14 protein-coding genes are annotated in these 15,330 nt (G+C 64.5%); 3 read left to right on the top strand and 11 right to left on the bottom strand.

All coding sequences use genetic code 11. The features are described from left to right. Window positions 1-227 precede the first annotated feature (227 nt). The 11 genes from AB6802_RS00885 to AB6802_RS00835 all read right to left on the bottom strand — a co-directional run bounded on the left by AB6802_RS00885 (window position 228) and on the right by AB6802_RS00835 (window position 12,332). Entirely contained in the window at window positions 228-1,040 is an 813-nt protein-coding gene (locus AB6802_RS00885) for an enoyl-CoA hydratase family protein (protein WP_371008107.1), read from the bottom strand. Next, a complete protein-coding gene (locus tag AB6802_RS00880; protein ID WP_371008106.1) occupies window positions 1,037-1,501 on the bottom strand; it encodes a MarR family winged helix-turn-helix transcriptional regulator in 465 nt (154 codons plus the stop codon). The genes AB6802_RS00885 and AB6802_RS00880 overlap by 4 nt, the downstream gene beginning before the upstream one ends. Beyond that, window positions 1,495-2,268, bottom strand: a complete 774-nt coding sequence (locus AB6802_RS00875; RefSeq protein ID WP_371008105.1) for an SDR family NAD(P)-dependent oxidoreductase — start codon at window positions 2,266-2,268, stop codon at window positions 1,495-1,497. The genes AB6802_RS00880 and AB6802_RS00875 overlap by 7 nt, the downstream gene beginning before the upstream one ends. Further along, window positions 2,265-4,559, bottom strand: a complete 2,295-nt coding sequence (locus AB6802_RS00870) for a bifunctional salicylyl-CoA 5-hydroxylase/oxidoreductase (protein ID WP_371008104.1) — start codon at window positions 4,557-4,559, stop codon at window positions 2,265-2,267. The genes AB6802_RS00875 and AB6802_RS00870 overlap by 4 nt, the downstream gene beginning before the upstream one ends. 148 nt (window positions 4,560-4,707) lie before the next feature. Then, window positions 4,708-5,307, bottom strand: a complete 600-nt coding sequence (locus AB6802_RS00865) for a VOC family protein (RefSeq protein WP_371008103.1) — start codon at window positions 5,305-5,307, stop codon at window positions 4,708-4,710. An 80-nt stretch (window positions 5,308-5,387) separates the two neighbouring features. Beyond that, the gene (locus AB6802_RS00860; protein WP_371008102.1) at window positions 5,388-6,218 is read right to left on the bottom strand and encodes an ATP-binding cassette domain-containing protein; all 831 of its coding nucleotides are present in this window, start codon (window positions 6,216-6,218) and stop codon (window positions 5,388-5,390) included. Then, window positions 6,211-7,089 carry an ABC transporter ATP-binding protein gene (locus AB6802_RS00855; protein WP_371008101.1) on the bottom strand — a complete coding sequence of 293 codons (879 nt, stop codon included), beginning with the start codon at window positions 7,087-7,089 and terminating at the stop codon, window positions 6,211-6,213. The genes AB6802_RS00860 and AB6802_RS00855 overlap by 8 nt, the downstream gene beginning before the upstream one ends. Beyond that, complete coding sequence (locus AB6802_RS00850) at window positions 7,086-7,934, bottom strand: ABC transporter permease (RefSeq protein WP_371008100.1); 849 nt, start codon at window positions 7,932-7,934, stop codon at window positions 7,086-7,088. Before AB6802_RS00850 ends, AB6802_RS00855 begins: the two co-directional genes overlap by 4 nt. Then, complete coding sequence (locus tag AB6802_RS00845; protein WP_371008099.1) at window positions 7,927-8,934, bottom strand: ABC transporter permease; 1,008 nt, start codon at window positions 8,932-8,934, stop codon at window positions 7,927-7,929. The genes AB6802_RS00850 and AB6802_RS00845 overlap by 8 nt, the downstream gene beginning before the upstream one ends. A gap of 181 nt (window positions 8,935-9,115) precedes the next feature. Next, window positions 9,116-10,645, bottom strand: coding sequence for an ABC transporter substrate-binding protein (locus AB6802_RS00840; protein ID WP_371008098.1), 1,530 nt, complete (start codon window positions 10,643-10,645; stop codon window positions 9,116-9,118). Between the two features lie 112 nt (window positions 10,646-10,757). Continuing rightward, the gene (locus tag AB6802_RS00835; RefSeq protein ID WP_371008097.1) at window positions 10,758-12,332 is read right to left on the bottom strand and encodes a phytoene desaturase family protein; all 1,575 of its coding nucleotides are present in this window, start codon (window positions 12,330-12,332) and stop codon (window positions 10,758-10,760) included. Window positions 12,333-12,453: 121 nt separating this feature from the next. Between AB6802_RS00835 and AB6802_RS00830 the strand changes: the two genes are divergently transcribed. The 3 genes from AB6802_RS00830 to AB6802_RS00820 are packed head-to-tail and all read left to right on the top strand — an operon-like array spanning window position 12,454 to window position 15,315. Then, a complete protein-coding gene (locus tag AB6802_RS00830; protein ID WP_371008096.1) occupies window positions 12,454-13,245 on the top strand; it encodes a cyclase family protein in 792 nt (263 codons plus the stop codon). Between the two features lie 16 nt (window positions 13,246-13,261). Next, window positions 13,262-14,833 carry a phytoene desaturase family protein gene (locus tag AB6802_RS00825; RefSeq protein ID WP_371008095.1) on the top strand — a complete coding sequence of 524 codons (1,572 nt, stop codon included), beginning with the start codon at window positions 13,262-13,264 and terminating at the stop codon, window positions 14,831-14,833. Next, window positions 14,833-15,315 (top strand): MarR family winged helix-turn-helix transcriptional regulator, encoded by a 483-nt coding sequence (locus AB6802_RS00820; RefSeq protein WP_371008094.1) that lies wholly within the window; start codon window positions 14,833-14,835, stop codon window positions 15,313-15,315. The genes AB6802_RS00825 and AB6802_RS00820 overlap by 1 nt, the downstream gene beginning before the upstream one ends. The last annotated feature ends 15 nt before the right edge of the window (window positions 15,316-15,330 follow it).

The following is a 15,330-nucleotide window of genomic DNA, read 5'->3' as shown; positions in this document are numbered from 1 at the left end:
ACTACCTCCGCTCTCGAGGCGTTGCGCTCTACGGCGCCCCCCTCTGTCCTGCCGGACATCTCCCCCACGAGGGGGGAGATTGGCTGTTTCCGCGCCCCGCTCGTCTTTGCGACTTTGGCGATTAGCGAAAGCAGAGATGACGGCTGATCTCCCCCCTTGTGGGGGAGATGTCCGGCAGGACAGAGGGGGGCGCTGTCCAGCCAACGTCTCCAACGATCCACCCATCCTCAATTCCCCTCGAACACCGGCTTCTCCTTCGCCGCGAACGCCTTGTACGCCCGCTCGAAATCGCCGGTCTGCATGCAGATCGCCTGCGCCTGGGCCTCCGCCTCGATCGCCTGATCCAGCCCCATCGACCATTCCTGGTTGAGCTGCGTCTTGGTGATGCCGTGCGCGAAGGTCGGTCCCGAAACGATGCGCGCCGCCAGATCGAGCGCGTCGGCTTCCAACGCGGCCGCATCGACCAGCCGGTTGTAGAACCCCCAGCGCTCACCCTCCGCCGCCGTCATGGTGCGGCCGGTGTAGAGCAATTCGGCGGCGCGGCCCTGGCCGATGATGCGCGGCAGGATCGCGCAGGCGCCCATGTCGCAGCCGGCAAGGCCGACGCGGGTGAACAGGAAGGCGGTCTTGGCTTCCGGCGTGGCGATGCGGATATCGGAGCTCATCGCGATGATCGCGCCGGCGCCGACCGCGACTCCGTCGACGGCGGCAATGATCGGCTTGCCGCAGTTGAGCATCGCCTTGACGAAATCGCCGGTCATGCGGGTGAAGGCCAAGAGCTGCTTCATGTCCATCTTGACCAGCGGCCCGATGATGTCGTGGACATCGCCGCCCGAGCAGAAATTACCGCCATTGGGCAGGAACACGACAGCGTCGACATCGTCGGCATAGACGAGGTCGCGAAATGTGTCGCGCAGCTCCGTATAGCTGTCGAAGGTCAGCGGGTTCTTGCGCTCGGGACGGTCGAGGCGGATTTTCGCGACCCGGCCTTCGACCTGCCAGAGAAAGTGTTTTGGCTTCAGCTTGGACATCGCGCTCATTCGCGTCCCTCCCAATTGCTGCGGAACGATTTCAGCATGCCGGTCAGCCGCCGCGCCTCGTCCTCGCTGACATTGCCGAGCAATTCGCCGACCCAGCTTTCATGCGCGGCTGCGATGGCCGCGAACGATGTCGAGCCTTCCTCGGTCAGCCGCACCATCGAGGTGCGACGGTCGCCATTGCGGCGTGCGCGCGCGACCAGTCCTTCCGAAACCAGCCGGTCGACGATGCCGGTGACGTTGCCGTTCGACACCAGCAGGAAGCGCGACAGGTCGCTCATCAGCATGCCTTCTGGCGACCGGTAGAGCGCGGCCATCACATCGAAGCGCGGCAGCGTCGTGTCGAACTCCTTCTTCAACCGCTCGCGCAGTTCGGCCTCGATGGTGCGCGAGGCGCGCAGCAGGCGTATCCAAAGCCGCAGCCTGTCCTTGCCCGGTCCGGCGGATGTCGGTCCCGCTACCATGTCTCGCCTCCGGAGATAGAGATTGCTTGCCCGGTAATCGATCGCGCGGCATCGCCGCACAGCCACAACACTGCATCGGCGACTTCTCCCGGCTGGATGAAACGTCCTTGCGGATTTGTCGCCGACAGGCTCTGTCGGGCGTCCGTCACGGAGCGGCCGGTCTTCTCGACGATGCGCTGGATGGACGCTTCCAGCATGTCGGTCTCGACGAAGCCCGGGCAGACAGCATTGACCGTGACGCCCGACTTTGCCGTCTCCGCGGCCAGCGCCCGCATCAGCCCGACGACGCCGTGCTTGGCCGCCACATAGGGCGCGACATAGGCATAGCCTTTCAGTCCGGCGGTCGAGGCGACAAATATGATGCGGCCTGTCTTCCGCTCGAGCATGCCCGCCAGCGCCGGCTGCACCGTCAGGAAGGCGCCGGTCAGGTTGACGTCGAGCGTCTTCTGCCAGTCGGCGAGCGTCGTCTTGTGCGTCGGGGCGCTGCCGGCCATGCCGGCATTGGCAATGACGATGTCGAACGGCCCACGCGCTGTCTCTGCTTTCTGATAGAGAGCCGCCATCGAGGCTTCATCGGTGACGTCCGCGACGATGCCGAAGACGCGATCGCTTTCGCCGGCCACCTTGGCGAGTTCCGCCTCACGCCGCCCGCAGATGGTGACGTCGACGCCGGCCTCTGCCAGCGCCAGCGCGATCGCCCGGCCGACACCGGAGCCACCGCCGGTCACCAGCGCATGCTTGCCGGCAATTGCTTGTGTGGCGCTCATACTTTGAGCCCCGCCGCTGCATCGCGCTCGGCCAGGCGATAGAGCTGGTCGCGTCCGGGCAGATAGGGATCGGGCCATCTGACGCCGCGATCGCCGAGCGTCACCGCGGCATGCAGCGTCCAGTAGGGATCGGAAAGATGCGGTCGCGCCAACGCCACCAGATCGGCGCGTCCGGCCATCAGGATCGAATTGGCATGGTCGGGTTCATAGATGTTGCCGACCGCCATCGTCGCCATGCCGACCTCGTTGCGGATGCGGTCGGAAAACGGCGTCTGGAACATGCGCCCATAAACCGGCTTGGCGGCAATCGACGTCTGGCCTGCCGAGACATCGCAAAGATCGATGCCCGCGGCATGTAGCATCCTGGCGATCTCGACGGCATCCGAAGGTGTGACGCCTTCGATGCCGACCCAGTCATTGGCCGAGATGCGCATCGAGATCGGCTTGTGCGCCGGCCACACGGCGCGCACCGCGCGGAAGATCTCCAACGGATAGCGCATGCGGTTTTCCAGCGAGCCGCCATAGTCGTCGGTGCGCCGGTTGGTCAGCGGCGTGATGAAGGCCGACAGCAGATAGCCGTGTGCTGCATGGATCTCCAGCATGTCGAAGCCGCAGCGCTCGGCCATTTCGGCCGAGGCGACGAACTGATCGCGTACAGCGTCCATGTCGGCGCGGTCCATCGCCTTCGGCACCTGGTTCTTCGGCGACCACGCGACAGCTGAAGGCGCCATCACCGGCCAGTTGCCGTCCGACAGCGGAACGTCCGTTCCTTCCCAGCCGACACGGGTCGAACCCTTGGCGCCGGAATGGCCGATTTGCGCGCAGATTTTCGCTTCCGTCTCGGCATGGACGAAATCGACCAGCCGCTTCCACGCCACCTCGTGTTCGGCCTTGTAGAAGCCGGGGCACCCGGGTGTGATGCGCCCTTCCGGGCTGACGCAGGTCATCTCGATATAGAGGAGCCCCGCGCCGCCCTTGGCGCGCTCGGCATAGTGGGAAAAATGCCAATCGGTCGGGCAGCCGTCGACGGCTTTGTATTGCGCCATCGGCGAAACGACGATGCGGTTGCTGAGCGCCATGTCGCGCAGCTTGAACGGCGCGAACATCGGTGCGCGGCGCAAGCTGTTGCCGCCGGCGCCGGCCTTGCGCTGGAACCATTCCTCGGCGCCTGCGAGCCATTCGGCATCGCGCAGGCGAAGGTTCTCATGGCTGATGCGCTGCGAGCGGGTGAGCAGCGAATAGTTGAACTGAACTGGATCTAAACCGAGATATCGTTCAACTTCTTCGAACCATTCGAGCGAATTGCGCGCCGCCGATTGCAGCTTCAGCACCTCGGTGCGCCGCGCATCCTCATATTTGCGGAAGGCGGCGTCGAGATCCGGCTCGGTTTCGACATACTCGGCCAGCGCCACGGCGCTTTCGAGCGCCAGCTTGGTGCCGGAGCCGATCGAGAAATGCGCCGATGCCGCCGCATCGCCCATCAGCGCCAAATTCTTGTACGACCAACGCTCGCATAGCACGCGCGGGAAGTTGATCCACGCCGAACCCCTGATGTGGTTGGCATTGGTCATCAGCGCATGGCCGCCGAGATGCTTTGCGAAAATGCGCTCGCAGACCGCGATGGACTCCTGCTGCGTCATGGCGCCGAAGCCGAAAGCGGCCCAGGTCTCTTCGCTGCATTCGACGATGAAGGTCGCCGTCTCGCTGTCGAACTGGTAGGCATGCGCCCACACCCAGCCATGTTCGGTCTTTTCGAAGACGAAGGTGAAGGCGTCGTCGAATTTCTGCGTCGTGCCCAGCCAGACGAACTTGCATTTGCGCGTGTCGATGTCGGGCTTGAAGACATCGGCGAAGGTGGCGCGGGATTTCGAGTTCAATCCATCCGATGCCACCACCAGATCATGCGTTTCCATGAACGGCCGGGGATCGGCGATGTCGGTCTCGAAGCTCAGCTTGATGCCGAGCTCGCGGGCGCGGCGCTGCAACAGGGTCAGTAGCCGCTTGCGGCCGATGCCGCAGAAGCCGTGACCGGAAGAGACGGTGCGCACGCCGTCATGGATCACGGCGATATCGTCCCAATAGGCAAAGTGCTTCTTGATCCAGACGGCGCTCACTGGATCGTTTTTGGTCAGGTTCTCAAGCGTTTCGGCCGACAGCACGACGCCCCAGCCGAACGTGTCGTCCGCGCGGTTGCGCTCATAGACCGTCACCTCATGCGCGGCGTCGCGCAGCTTCAGCGAGATGGCAAAGTAGAGTCCGGCCGGTCCGCCGCCGAGAACCGCAACCTTCATGTCTTGCGATCTCCTCTTCGCGTCAGGAGTCGCCGGCAAGGCCGGCGATCCCATTCGTCAGTATTGCGCCTGAAGGCAATTATTTCAAGCTTAAAGTTTTAGGATTGAATGTTGGCTGGGCGCGGTTGGTTGAACCCAATCGATCCGCTCACTTGGCCGGATCCTTCGGGCTCCACAGCACGGTCTCCGCGCCCTTTTCGTATGCCATGCCTTGAGGGTAGCTGATGGCTTCGAGCTGCAGTCCCCAGGGCGCCTGGAAATAGAGGATCGTTTGGCCCGCGGCTGGCCCTTCCTTGACCGGCAGCGGCCCCATCCTGGTCTTCACGCCCTTGGCGTCAAGATAGGTTTTCGCGGCGGCAACGTCGTCGACATAAAGCGCGATGTGAAAGCCGCCGATGTCGCTGTTCTTCGGCGTCAGGTCCTTCTGGTCGGGCGCGGTGTATTTGAACAGCTCGATGTTCGATCCATAGCCGCAGCGGACCAGGGTGATCTCCTCGATCACCGCTTTCGGATCGACGCCGAGCAGGTCCTGCATGAAGGTGCCCTTGTCGTCGGCGAACGGCCCGAACGACATCGCCTTCTTGCAGCCGACGACATTGATGAAGAAGTCGATGGCCTGCTTCATGTCGGGCACCGTGATGCCGGTGTGGTCATGCCCGCGCATGCCGGGGATCGAGTCCGCTGAAGCTGCTCCCATTGCGCCGAACAAAGCGCCCGCGAGAATCGCGGTCCGAACTGCGTATGTCATGTCACCCTCCATTGGCAGGCTGATTTGCGATCGCGCACGTCCGAAGCCCGCTGTTCGGCGTGCGGATGGTCAAGCTCTCCTCACGCCGGCGCGCTGGCCGCCGGCCGCAGCCAGTCCGCGTCGATCTCCGGAAGCGGGATCGCTGCGAGCAGGTCGCGCGTGTAGGCTTCCTTCGGGTTTTCGAAGAGCGCATCGGTCGCGCTCATCTCGACGATCCGGCCTTCGCGCATGACGATCACCTGCTGGCAGAGTCTTCGGATCACCGACAGATCGTGGCTGATGAAGGCGACCGTCAGACCCATCTCGGCCGCAAGCTTTTCAAGCAGCGTCAGGATCTGCGCCTGTGTCGAGACATCGAGGCCGGAGACGATCTCGTCGGCCAGCACGAATTTCGGCGATAGCGCCAATGCGCGAGCTATGCCGACGCGCTGGCGCTGGCCGCCCGACAATTCATGCCGGTAGCGGCTGGCGAAATTCTGCGGCAGGCCGACGCGCTGCAAGGCCTCCGCGACGCGTTCCTTCAGCCGGTCGCCGAGGCCGTTCTGCTTGAGCGGTGCAGCGATGATGGTGAAGATCGTATGCCGCGGATTGAGCGACGACATCGGATCCTGGAAGATCATCTGCAGGTCGCGGCGCAGCGGCCGCAGCCCTGCTTCCGAAAGATGGCCGATGTCGCGGCCCTCGAAATGGATCGCGCCGGCGCTTGGCTCGATCAATCGCACCAGCGTGCGTCCAAGCGTCGACTTGCCCGAGCCGGATTCGCCGACGATGCCGGTCACCGATCCTTTCGGCAGGTCGAAGTCCAATCCCTTCAGGATCTCGGCCAGCGGCGCGCGGCCTATCAGCGGCTTGCGCGTCATGTCGGGCAGCGCCACCTTCAGCCCGCGCACGGAAAACAGCGGTTCAGCCATGGCCGGGCCTCCACGCCTGGTCGGTCGCCGCGATTTCCGCCGCAAGCCCGGCGAGCACGGTGTCGTCCACCGGCTTCAGCGAGGCGTATGGGTCGGTGTAACGCGGCGTCGCCGCCATCAACGCCCGCGTATAAGGATGCTGCGGTGCTGCAAACAACGCCGCGGTCTCGGCTTCCTCGACCACCTTGCCGGCATAGAGCACCGACACCTTCTGGCTGATCTTGGCGACGACGCCGAGGTCGTGGGTGACGAACAGGATCGCCGTGCCGTGGTCGCGCTGCAACTGCGCGATAAGCCGCAGGATCTGCTTCTGCACGGTGACATCGAGTGCCGTCGTCGGCTCGTCGGCGACGATCAGCCTGGGCTCCGCGGCAAAAGCGGCGGCGATCAGCACGCGCTGGCGCATGCCACCGCTGAGCTCATGCGGATAGCATTTCAGCACACGCCCCGGGTCGCGGATCTGCACCTCGTCGAGCAATTGCCGGATGCGCCTGTCGGCCTTCTCGCTGCTCCAGCCAAGGATGCGCACCAGCCGGTCGGTCATTTGCGGGCCGATGCGGCGCGACGGGTTGAGCGCGGTCAGCGGATCCTGCGGGATCAGCGCCGTGCGGGCGCCGATCAAGGTCCGCCGCTCCTTGGCATCGAGCCGGCCAAGGTCTTCGCCCTCGATCAGCATCTCGCCTTCGACGATGCGCACGCTCTTCGGCAAAACGCCGAGCACCGCCTTGCCGATCATCGTCTTGCCGGCGCCGCTTTCGCCGACCAGCGCGCGCACTTCGCCGGGCTCAACGGTAAGCGAGACCGAGCGCAGCACGCGGTGGCCGTTGGCCAGCACCGCGCTCAAGGAGCGAATGTCGAGGCAGGCGCTCATCGCAGCACCGGATCGAAGCGCGCCTTCAGCGCCTCGCCGAACTGGCTGAAGGAGAGCACGGTGAGGATCAGCGTGATCAGCGGGAACACCAGCACCCACCAGGCCTGATGGACCGACAGCCGGCCCTCGGCGATGATGCTTCCCCAGGTCGGATCGTCGGTCGAGATCGACAGATTGACGAAGGAGAGGATGGCTTCGACGATGACGGCGATGCCCATTTCCAGTGACAGAAGCGCTACCACCGAAGGCAACACGTTGGGCAGCACCTCGCGCAACATGATGCCAATGCGGCCATAGCCGGCGATGCGGGCATTCTCGACATAGTCCATGCGCGACTGGCCCATCGCCTCGGCGCGGATCACCCGGCAGAAACGCGTCCAGTCGATGATCGCAATCGCCAGGATCACGGAGCTCAAGCCCGTGCCGAGCACGGCGACGAGAAGGATGGCGAACAGCACCGGCGGGAACGCCATCCAGATGTCGACGATGCGCGAGATGATGCGGTCGGCCCAGCCGCCGAAATAGCCGGCAATCAGGCCGAGTGTCGACCCGATGAGGCAGGCGGATATTGCTGCCACGAAGGCGACGATAAAGGCGATGCGGCCACCGAAGATCAGCCGTGACAGCAAGTCCCGTCCGAGGCTGTCGGTGCCCAGCCAATAGCCGGGCTCAGTGCCGTCGAGCCAGAAGGGCGGCAGGCGCTCCAGCATCAAATCCTGCGCCAGCGGATCTTGCGGCGCCACCAGCGGCGCGAAGATGGCGGCGGCGAGCGCAATCAGCAGCCAGCCGCCGGCGAGCCACAGCCGCGGGCTCAGGCCGCGGCGGGAGGTCCGCGCGTCATCCATGGCGCAGCCTCGGATTGAGCAGCGCATACATCATGTCGACGACGAGATTGATCAGCACGAAGAGCAGCGCGAAGACCAGCACGATGCCCTGGATCAGCGGCAGGTCGCGGTTGATGACGGCATCGATCGCCATGTTGCCGAGGCCTTCGTAGGAAAACAGCCGCTCGACGATGACCGTGCCGCCGATGAGGAAGGTGAACTGCACGCCGACCAGCGTCAGCGTCGGCAGCGCCGCGTTCTTCAGTGCTTCGCGCAGGATCACCTGCGTTTCGGAAAATCCCTTGACCCGCGCCAGCACGACATAGTCGAGGTCGAGCACTTCCCTCAGCGACTGTTTGAGCAATTGCGCGACGATCGCCGCTAGCGGCAGCGCCAAGGCCACGGCCGGCATCAGCATGTGTTTCAGCAGATCCCAGGTGAGATCGAAGCGCAGGCGAAGGATGCTCTCGACGAGATAGAACTGGGTGACGAAGGGCAGGTCGAGCTGTGGCGACACGCGGCCGGAAATGTCGAAGACCGGCACCAGCACGCCGAACAACAGGATCAGCACCAGACCCCAAAGGAAATCCGGGATGGAGAGCGTCGCGCCGCTGGCGATATCGATGCCGGCCTCGACCGCCGTGCCGCGATTGCGGGCGCCGAGGATTGCGGCGGGCACGCCAATCCCGATCGCCATCAGCAGCGCGAACGTCGCCAACTCCAGCGTCGCCGGCAGCCGATTGAAGACAAGGCCCAATACGTCCTGGCGCAGCGAGATCGATGTGCCGAAATCGCCGTGCAGCACGCCGCCGAGCCATATGAAGAATTGCTGCACGATGGTCCGGTCCAGTCCGTAGAGCGCGCGCAGCCGGTCGATGTCCTCCTGGGTCGCGCCCGGCGGCAGCATCATGGCGATCGGGTCGCCGGGCGCGACGCGGATGACGACGAAGACGACGATGGCGACGCCGAACAGCGTCACCAGCATCGTCAACAGCCGAACGAAGAATCTCTGCAGCAGCATGAGCGCCTAATCACTCTGAATGGACTCCCCCTCATCCGGCCCTTCGGGCCACCTTCTCCCCGAGGGGAGAAGAGGTCGCGGACGGCTGAGCCGGTCTCTTCTCCCACCGGGGAGAAGGTGGCCGGAAGCGGCCGGATGAGGGGGCCTGCCGGGCGAAGACCGGCAGGCCCAAGGCCGACGATCAGGCGGCCGGAGTCATCAGCGCCGGCAACAGCGCGCCGGACACGTGCTGGACGACATTGACCTTCTTCGAGTGCACGATCGGCTGCGCATATTGCATCAGCGGCAGCACATAGGCCTGCTCGGCGATGTACTTGTCGACGGCCTTCCAGCCGGCGATGCGCTTGGCCTCGTCCTTTTCGCCCCATAGCGGGTTGATCATGTCGATCAGGTCCTGGCTGTCCCACACCGAATGCGGGCTCGGGCCGTACATGGCGAAGCCTGTCGAGGTAGTCGGGTCGCCGATGGAGTTGCCCCAGTTGTAGAAGGCGGCCGGCGCCAGCTTGTCGGCGGCTCGCAGCTCGTAATGCTTGGCGATCTCGTAGACCTCGATATTGGCCTCGATGCCGACCTTGCGCCACATGCCGACGATCGCCTGAATCATCTCATAGTCCTTGGGCTTGAAGCCCTTGGTGGTCTGTATAGTGAATTTCACCGGCTTCTTGGTCGAATAGCCGGAAGCGGCGAGCAGTTCCTTGGCCTTGTCCGGATTGTGCTCGACCTTGATCGACGGATCGAAGGCCGCGTATTCCGGCGTCTCCAGCGTTGCGATCGGCTGGCCGTAGCCGCGCAGCAGCCGCTTGACCAAGAGCTCCTTGTCCACCGCCATCACGGCCGCCAGCCGGACGTTCTTGTCCAGCATCGCCTCGATGTCGTTGAAGAAGATCATGCCGATGTCGGAGACGTTCTTGACCGAACCGGCGAGCCCGTCCTTCTTGATGAGGCGGTCGTATTCCTCATAGGGGATTTCAAGCGTCACCTGCGAGGAGCCGGACTCGATCTCGGCGACACGGCTGGCCGCGTCGGTGACGAACTTGATCGTCACATTCTCGAAGGCCGGCTTCGTGCCCCAATAGTGCGGATTGGCCTTGAGCCGCAGGAAGGCGTTGCGTTCGAACTTGTCGACCATATAGGGGCCGGTGCCGATCGGCGCTTTCTCGAAGCCTTCGGCGCCGACCTTCTCGTAGTAGGCCTTGGGCAGGAAGTAGCCGGTCAGGAACGACATCCACTTGAAATAGACCGGGTCGAACTGGACGACGTCGCCGGTGATCTTGTTGCCGTCGATCTTGAAGTTGTTGACATTCTTCCACACGAACTGGATCGGGTTGCCGGTCTTTTCGTCGCCGGCGCGGGTCAGCGACCACACCACGTCCTCCGCGGTGAAGGGCGAGCCGTCATGCCATTTCACGCCGTCGCGCACGGTCATCGTCACCTTGGTGCGGTCGTCGTTCCAGCCCCATTCGGTGAGCAGTCCGGGCGTGAAGGAAAGGTCCGGCTTCTGGCCGATGATCTGGTCGAACACCGACTGGTAGAGCCCCTGGATGGTCGGGTTCACCGCCGAGGGTCCGGTGGTCGGGTCCCAGGATGGCAAATTGACGTTGTAGGCGATGGTGAGTTCGTCGGCAGCCTTGGCGATCTGCGGCAGGCCAATGGCGGCCACACCGAGTGCCGCGGCACTGTATCCGAGCAATTCGCGTCTGTTGATTGTCATGGTCGTTCCCCTTGTTGGTTATTGTCTTTGCGCGGCACTATCCGTTCATTGGTTCAGGCTTCGTGGGCAGCAGCGCCTTGCCTTCTCGTCGCCTCGATAAAATCGTCGGAGCCTACCTCCCGCCAAGCTGTTGCGCGAGCATGAAGCCCGAGGCCGCACCGGTGCCGGCTCCGGGCCAGGTCGCGGCACCCGTAAGATGCAGATTGGCGACCGGTGTGTTCCAGCCGGCATAGCCGCGCGCCGGGCGGAACAAAAAATTCTGCGCCAAATGGTGGCTGCCGCAGATCTGGTCGCCACCGACGAGGTTTGGATCCTCGCGCTCGAGGTCGAGTGGCGAAAACACGGCGCGTCCCAGGATCTTCCCCCGCAAGCCGGGCGCGTAAGTTTCGATGACGTCGAGCACGCGTTCGGCATAGGCGTCCTTGACTTGATCCCAATGTGCCGGCGCGATCTTGCCGGCGGCGTCGCCGAGGATTTGCGCCGGCAGCATGCGCACCTGCACCCACAGCACATGCTTGCCCGAAGGCGCACGCGAGGGGTCGACGGCGGTCGGCTGGCCGACGACCAGCACGGGCTGGTCGGGCAGCATGCCGGCCATCGCTTGCTGGTAGGTGCGCGACATCACGTCGAGCGAAGGCGCCAGATGCACGTAAGCGAAATTCCGTAGCTCAGCCCCGGCGCTCCAGTCCGGCAAATCGTCCAGCGCCAGATGGATCATCATCGTGCCCGGCGCATAGCGGAATTTCTTCATCGCCGTGTCGAAGCCCACATCGCCGGAGCCGTTCGGCAGAAGCTTGCCGGCAAGTGCCTTGGGCGCGACGCCGGCGATGACGGCCTTGCGCGCGACATGGGTTTCGCCCGATGCCAGGCGAACGCCCGAGGCCCTGCCGCCTGAAATCAGAATCTCCGCGACATCCGCCCCGGTGGTGATCTTGCCGCCGGCAGCGGTCACCATGCCGGCCAGCGCGCGGATGACGGTGTCGGCGCCGCCCTTGCCGAGCACCATGCCGAAGCTCTGGTTGGCCATTGATTCCAGATAGGGGAACACGGCGCCCCCGGCGATGTCGGGCGCGAAGTCGAGATGCATGCCCCAGGCGGCGAGCGTCGTGCGCACATGCGGCGTCTCGAAAGTCTCTTCCAGCCACGCGCGCGGCGAGGACAAAAGCAGCCGTCCAGTGTCGAGCGCGCCGGACAGGCCTTTCATGCGCCAGAGGTTCCAGGCCGTGCCGGCAAGCGCTTTTGCGCTCATCGGCGATCCGAGCAACCGGAACAGATGGTCGGCCTCGGGCAGGAAGCCGGCGACCAGCCGCCGCCATGCCGCGGCATCCGCGGATGAGAAGGCGGCCAGCCGCGCTGCCGTCCTTTCGATATCACTGCTGACGCCGAACCATTTCCCGTCCGGGAAGGCGCTGGCGAAACAGTCCGCCACCGGAGCGAACTCCAGTCCGTGGGTTTTCAATTCATTTGCATATTTCCGGTGGAAGGCCGAGCCGGCAAACAGGCTCAGATTCATCGCGCCGAAATCGTGCCGGAAGCCGGGAAGCGTGAACTCGCGGGTCTGGACGGCGCCGCCGATTGTCGCGCTGCGTTCGAAAATCCCGGTTTTCCAACCCTTGAGCGCCAGATGCGCGGCGCATGCCAGACTGTTGTGGCCCGCCCCGACGAATATGGCGTCAAACTCGCTCACGCCGCCCCAACCCATTTCCTTTATGCTTAAAGATAATTGCAGATGCATATGTTTTCGTCTAGTAGGATATTAAGGGCCGCAACGAGCCTTGATCATCACGCGAAAAGAGGGAACTGAGACCATGGACACGCAAAAACTCCTCGGCGAGGTCGCCGGCCAGCTGCTCTCGGGCGGCATCAAGGTGGTCGACCTGTCGGCGCCGCTCGGGCCGGACACCCCGCTGATCAAGCTGCCGCCGGAGCTTGCCGTCGACACGCCGAAGGTCGAGATCCATCAGATCTCCAAATACGACAAGAACGGTCCGTGGTGGGCCTGGAACTGGCTGAAGCTCGGCGAGCATTCGGGCACGCATTTCGACGCGCCGCAGCATTGGATCACCGGCAAGGACTATCCGGACGGCGCCACCGACACCATTCCGGCGCAGAATTTCGTCGGTCCGGTCAATGTCATCGACTGCTCGAAAGAGGCAGCCGCCGACCACGATTTCCTGCTCACCGTCGACCACATCAAGGCCTGGGAAGCCAAGCATGGCGCGATCAACGCGGGCGAGTGGGTGGTGATGCGCACCGACTGGTACAAGCGCAACGGCTCCGAGGCCGAGTTCCTCAACGCCAACGAGACCGGCCCGCATACGCCTGGACCGACGGCCGAAGCCATCCAGTTCCTGATCGCCAAGGACATCAAAGGCTGGGGTTCCGAGACGATCGGCACCGATGCCGGCAAGGCCGGCGGCATGGAGCCGCCGTTCCCGGCGCACACGCTGATGCACAAGGCCAACCGCTATGGCCTGGCCAGCCTCTGCAACCTCGACCAGCTGCCGCCGAAAGGCGCCATCCTGATCGCCGCCCCGCTCAAGATCGAGCACGGCACCGGCAGCCCGATTCGCGCTCTGGCGCTGGTGGCGAAAGGCTGAGCGAAAGCACGCTGAAGTGAGCCAGCCGGATCACATCATCGTCGGCAGCGGCATCAACGCGCTGGTCTGCGCGGCGATGCTTGGCGCCAAGGGCGCAAAAGTGCTCGTGCTCGAGCGCAACGATCGCATCGGCGGCTGCATGCGCACCGAGGAAATCACCGCGCCTGGTTTCATCCATGACGTGATGGCGACGACCTTCGTGCTGTTCATCACCTCACCGGCCTTTGCGGCATTGGGCGGCGACCTCGCCCGGCACGGGCTCGAGTTCTGCCACACCGGCACGCCGACCGGCGTGCTGCGCCCGGACGGCAGCCATGCCGTGCTCAGCACCGATCGCGCCGCCAATGTCGCGGCAATCAACGCGATCGCCGCTGGCGACGGCGACCGGCATGCGGACGATGTCGGCGGCATCGAGCGCAATGCCGGCCTGCTGTTCGGCCTGCTCGGTGGCAGCCTGTGGTCCTATCCAACGGCGAAACTGTTGGCCGGCGATGCCTGGCGGCGTGGTCCGCGCGGCCTTGCCGCCTTTCTCGGCGAAGCGCTGGTGCCGGCGCGGGGTTGGCTGGAAACCACTTACAGCTCGGACGTTGTCCGCGCGCTCTGGGCGCCCTGGGTCCTTCATGCCGGGCTCGGACCCGAAGACGCCTTCTCCGGCCAGATCGCCAAGGTCATCGCCTTTGCGCTCGAGGCGGCCGGCGCGCCGATCGTCAAGGGCGGCGCGAAGAACCTGCTCGCCGCTTTCGAGGCGCTGATCAAGGAACGCGGCGGCGAAATCCGCGTCAATACCGATGTCGCCTCGATCGTCCAGAGCGGCGGCCGCGCCACCGGCGTTCGGCTGGCGTCGGGCGAGACGTTGAACCCGACGAAGAGCGTCATCTGTTCGGTCACGCCGACGCAGCTTTACGGCCGATTACTCGGCAAGGACGCACCGGAAGCGGCCGAGAAAGCCACAAAGGCCTATCGCTATGGCAAGGGCAATTTCCAGATCCACTACGCCCTCGACAAGCCGCCGGCATGGCGCGGCGAGGGGCTGGACAAGGTCGCACTGTTGCATCTGACGCCGGGCCTCGACGGTGTCTCGAAGGCCTGCAACGAGGCGGCGCGCGGCCTGCTGCCTGAGGTGCCGACCATCTGCGTCGGCCAGCCGCATGCGCTCGACCCGTCGCGCTGTCCGGACGGCAAGGCGATCCTGTGGCTGCAACTGCCGGAAGCGCCACGCCATATCAAAGGCGATGCCGCCGGCAAGCTGGAAGCCCCGGCCGACGGGCGCTGGAGCGAGCCGCTGCGCGAAGCCTATGCCGATCGCGCGGAAGCGATCCTGGCCCAGCACATCGACGGCTTCCGCGACACCGTGATCGCGCGCCGCGCCTATTCGCCGGCCGATCTCGAAGCGATGAACATAAACCTGGTCGGCGGCGACCCCTACGGCGGCTCCTCGACAATCGATCAGTCCTTCCTGTGGCGGCCGTTCAAGACGAGCCGCAACCACCAGACCGGCATCAAGGGCCTCTACCATATCGGCGCTTCCACCCATCCGGGCGCCGGCCTTGGCGGCGGCTCCGGCTTCCTGCTGGCGGAGAGGCTCTGATGGATCAGAAGGCCCCCGAAAAACGCCACCGCATCTCGACCCTCGGCCAGATCGGCCTGCAGCAATTCGCGCCCTATCTGATGAACCGCATCATGGGCCGCTACAACGCCACGCTGCGCGAGGATTTCCGCAAGCAGGGTTTGACCATCCCGCAGGTGCGCACGCTGGCGGTGCTGTCGGTCACCGACGGCGTCACCGTCAACGACCTTTCGGTCTACACCGTCATAGAACAGTCGACCTTGAGCCGCACCCTCGACACGCTAGAGGGCCAAGGCCTGGTGCGGCGCGAGCAGGGCGTTACCGACAGTCGCATCCGCCACGTCTTCCTGACCGATGATGGCCGCGCGCTGTTCACCCGCGCCTGGCCGGCCATGCATGATGCTTTCGAGGCGATGTTCGATGATGTCGACGATGCCGAATACGCGGCGCTCATCGCAACGTTGCAGAAGATGCTGAAGAACATCCGCAAGCACGAGATCTAGATGTACGCGCCGCTT

This window comes from Mesorhizobium sp. RCC_202, from assembly GCF_041355295.1.
Taxonomy (GTDB): domain Bacteria; phylum Pseudomonadota; class Alphaproteobacteria; order Rhizobiales; family Rhizobiaceae; genus Mesorhizobium.
Note: the sequence above shows the minus strand (reverse complement) of the source record. Positions and strands in the feature narration are given on the sequence as shown.

What these genes read in the sequence shown, in the direction of transcription:
- AB6802_RS00845 (WP_371008099.1), bottom strand. Translation starts at nt 8,934, where the DNA reads ATGCTGCTGCAGAGATTCTTCGTTCGGCTGTTGACGATGCTGGTGACG.
- AB6802_RS00840 (WP_371008098.1), bottom strand. Translation starts at nt 10,645, where the DNA reads ATGACAATCAACAGACGCGAATTGCTCGGATACAGTGCCGCGGCACTC.
- AB6802_RS00860 (WP_371008102.1), bottom strand. Translation starts at nt 6,218, where the DNA reads ATGGCTGAACCGCTGTTTTCCGTGCGCGGGCTGAAGGTGGCGCTGCCC.
- AB6802_RS00830 (WP_371008096.1), top strand. Translation starts at nt 12,454, where the DNA reads ATGGACACGCAAAAACTCCTCGGCGAGGTCGCCGGCCAGCTGCTCTCG.
- AB6802_RS00880 (WP_371008106.1), bottom strand. Translation starts at nt 1,501, where the DNA reads ATGGTAGCGGGACCGACATCCGCCGGACCGGGCAAGGACAGGCTGCGG.
- AB6802_RS00865 (WP_371008103.1), bottom strand. Translation starts at nt 5,307, where the DNA reads ATGACATACGCAGTTCGGACCGCGATTCTCGCGGGCGCTTTGTTCGGC.
- AB6802_RS00875 (WP_371008105.1), bottom strand. Translation starts at nt 2,268, where the DNA reads ATGAGCGCCACACAAGCAATTGCCGGCAAGCATGCGCTGGTGACCGGC.
- AB6802_RS00850 (WP_371008100.1), bottom strand. Translation starts at nt 7,934, where the DNA reads ATGGATGACGCGCGGACCTCCCGCCGCGGCCTGAGCCCGCGGCTGTGG.
- AB6802_RS00870 (WP_371008104.1), bottom strand. Translation starts at nt 4,559, where the DNA reads ATGAAGGTTGCGGTTCTCGGCGGCGGACCGGCCGGACTCTACTTTGCC.
- AB6802_RS00885 (WP_371008107.1), bottom strand. Translation starts at nt 1,040, where the DNA reads ATGAGCGCGATGTCCAAGCTGAAGCCAAAACACTTTCTCTGGCAGGTC.
- AB6802_RS00855 (WP_371008101.1), bottom strand. Translation starts at nt 7,089, where the DNA reads ATGAGCGCCTGCCTCGACATTCGCTCCTTGAGCGCGGTGCTGGCCAAC.
- AB6802_RS00820 (WP_371008094.1), top strand. Translation starts at nt 14,833, where the DNA reads ATGGATCAGAAGGCCCCCGAAAAACGCCACCGCATCTCGACCCTCGGC.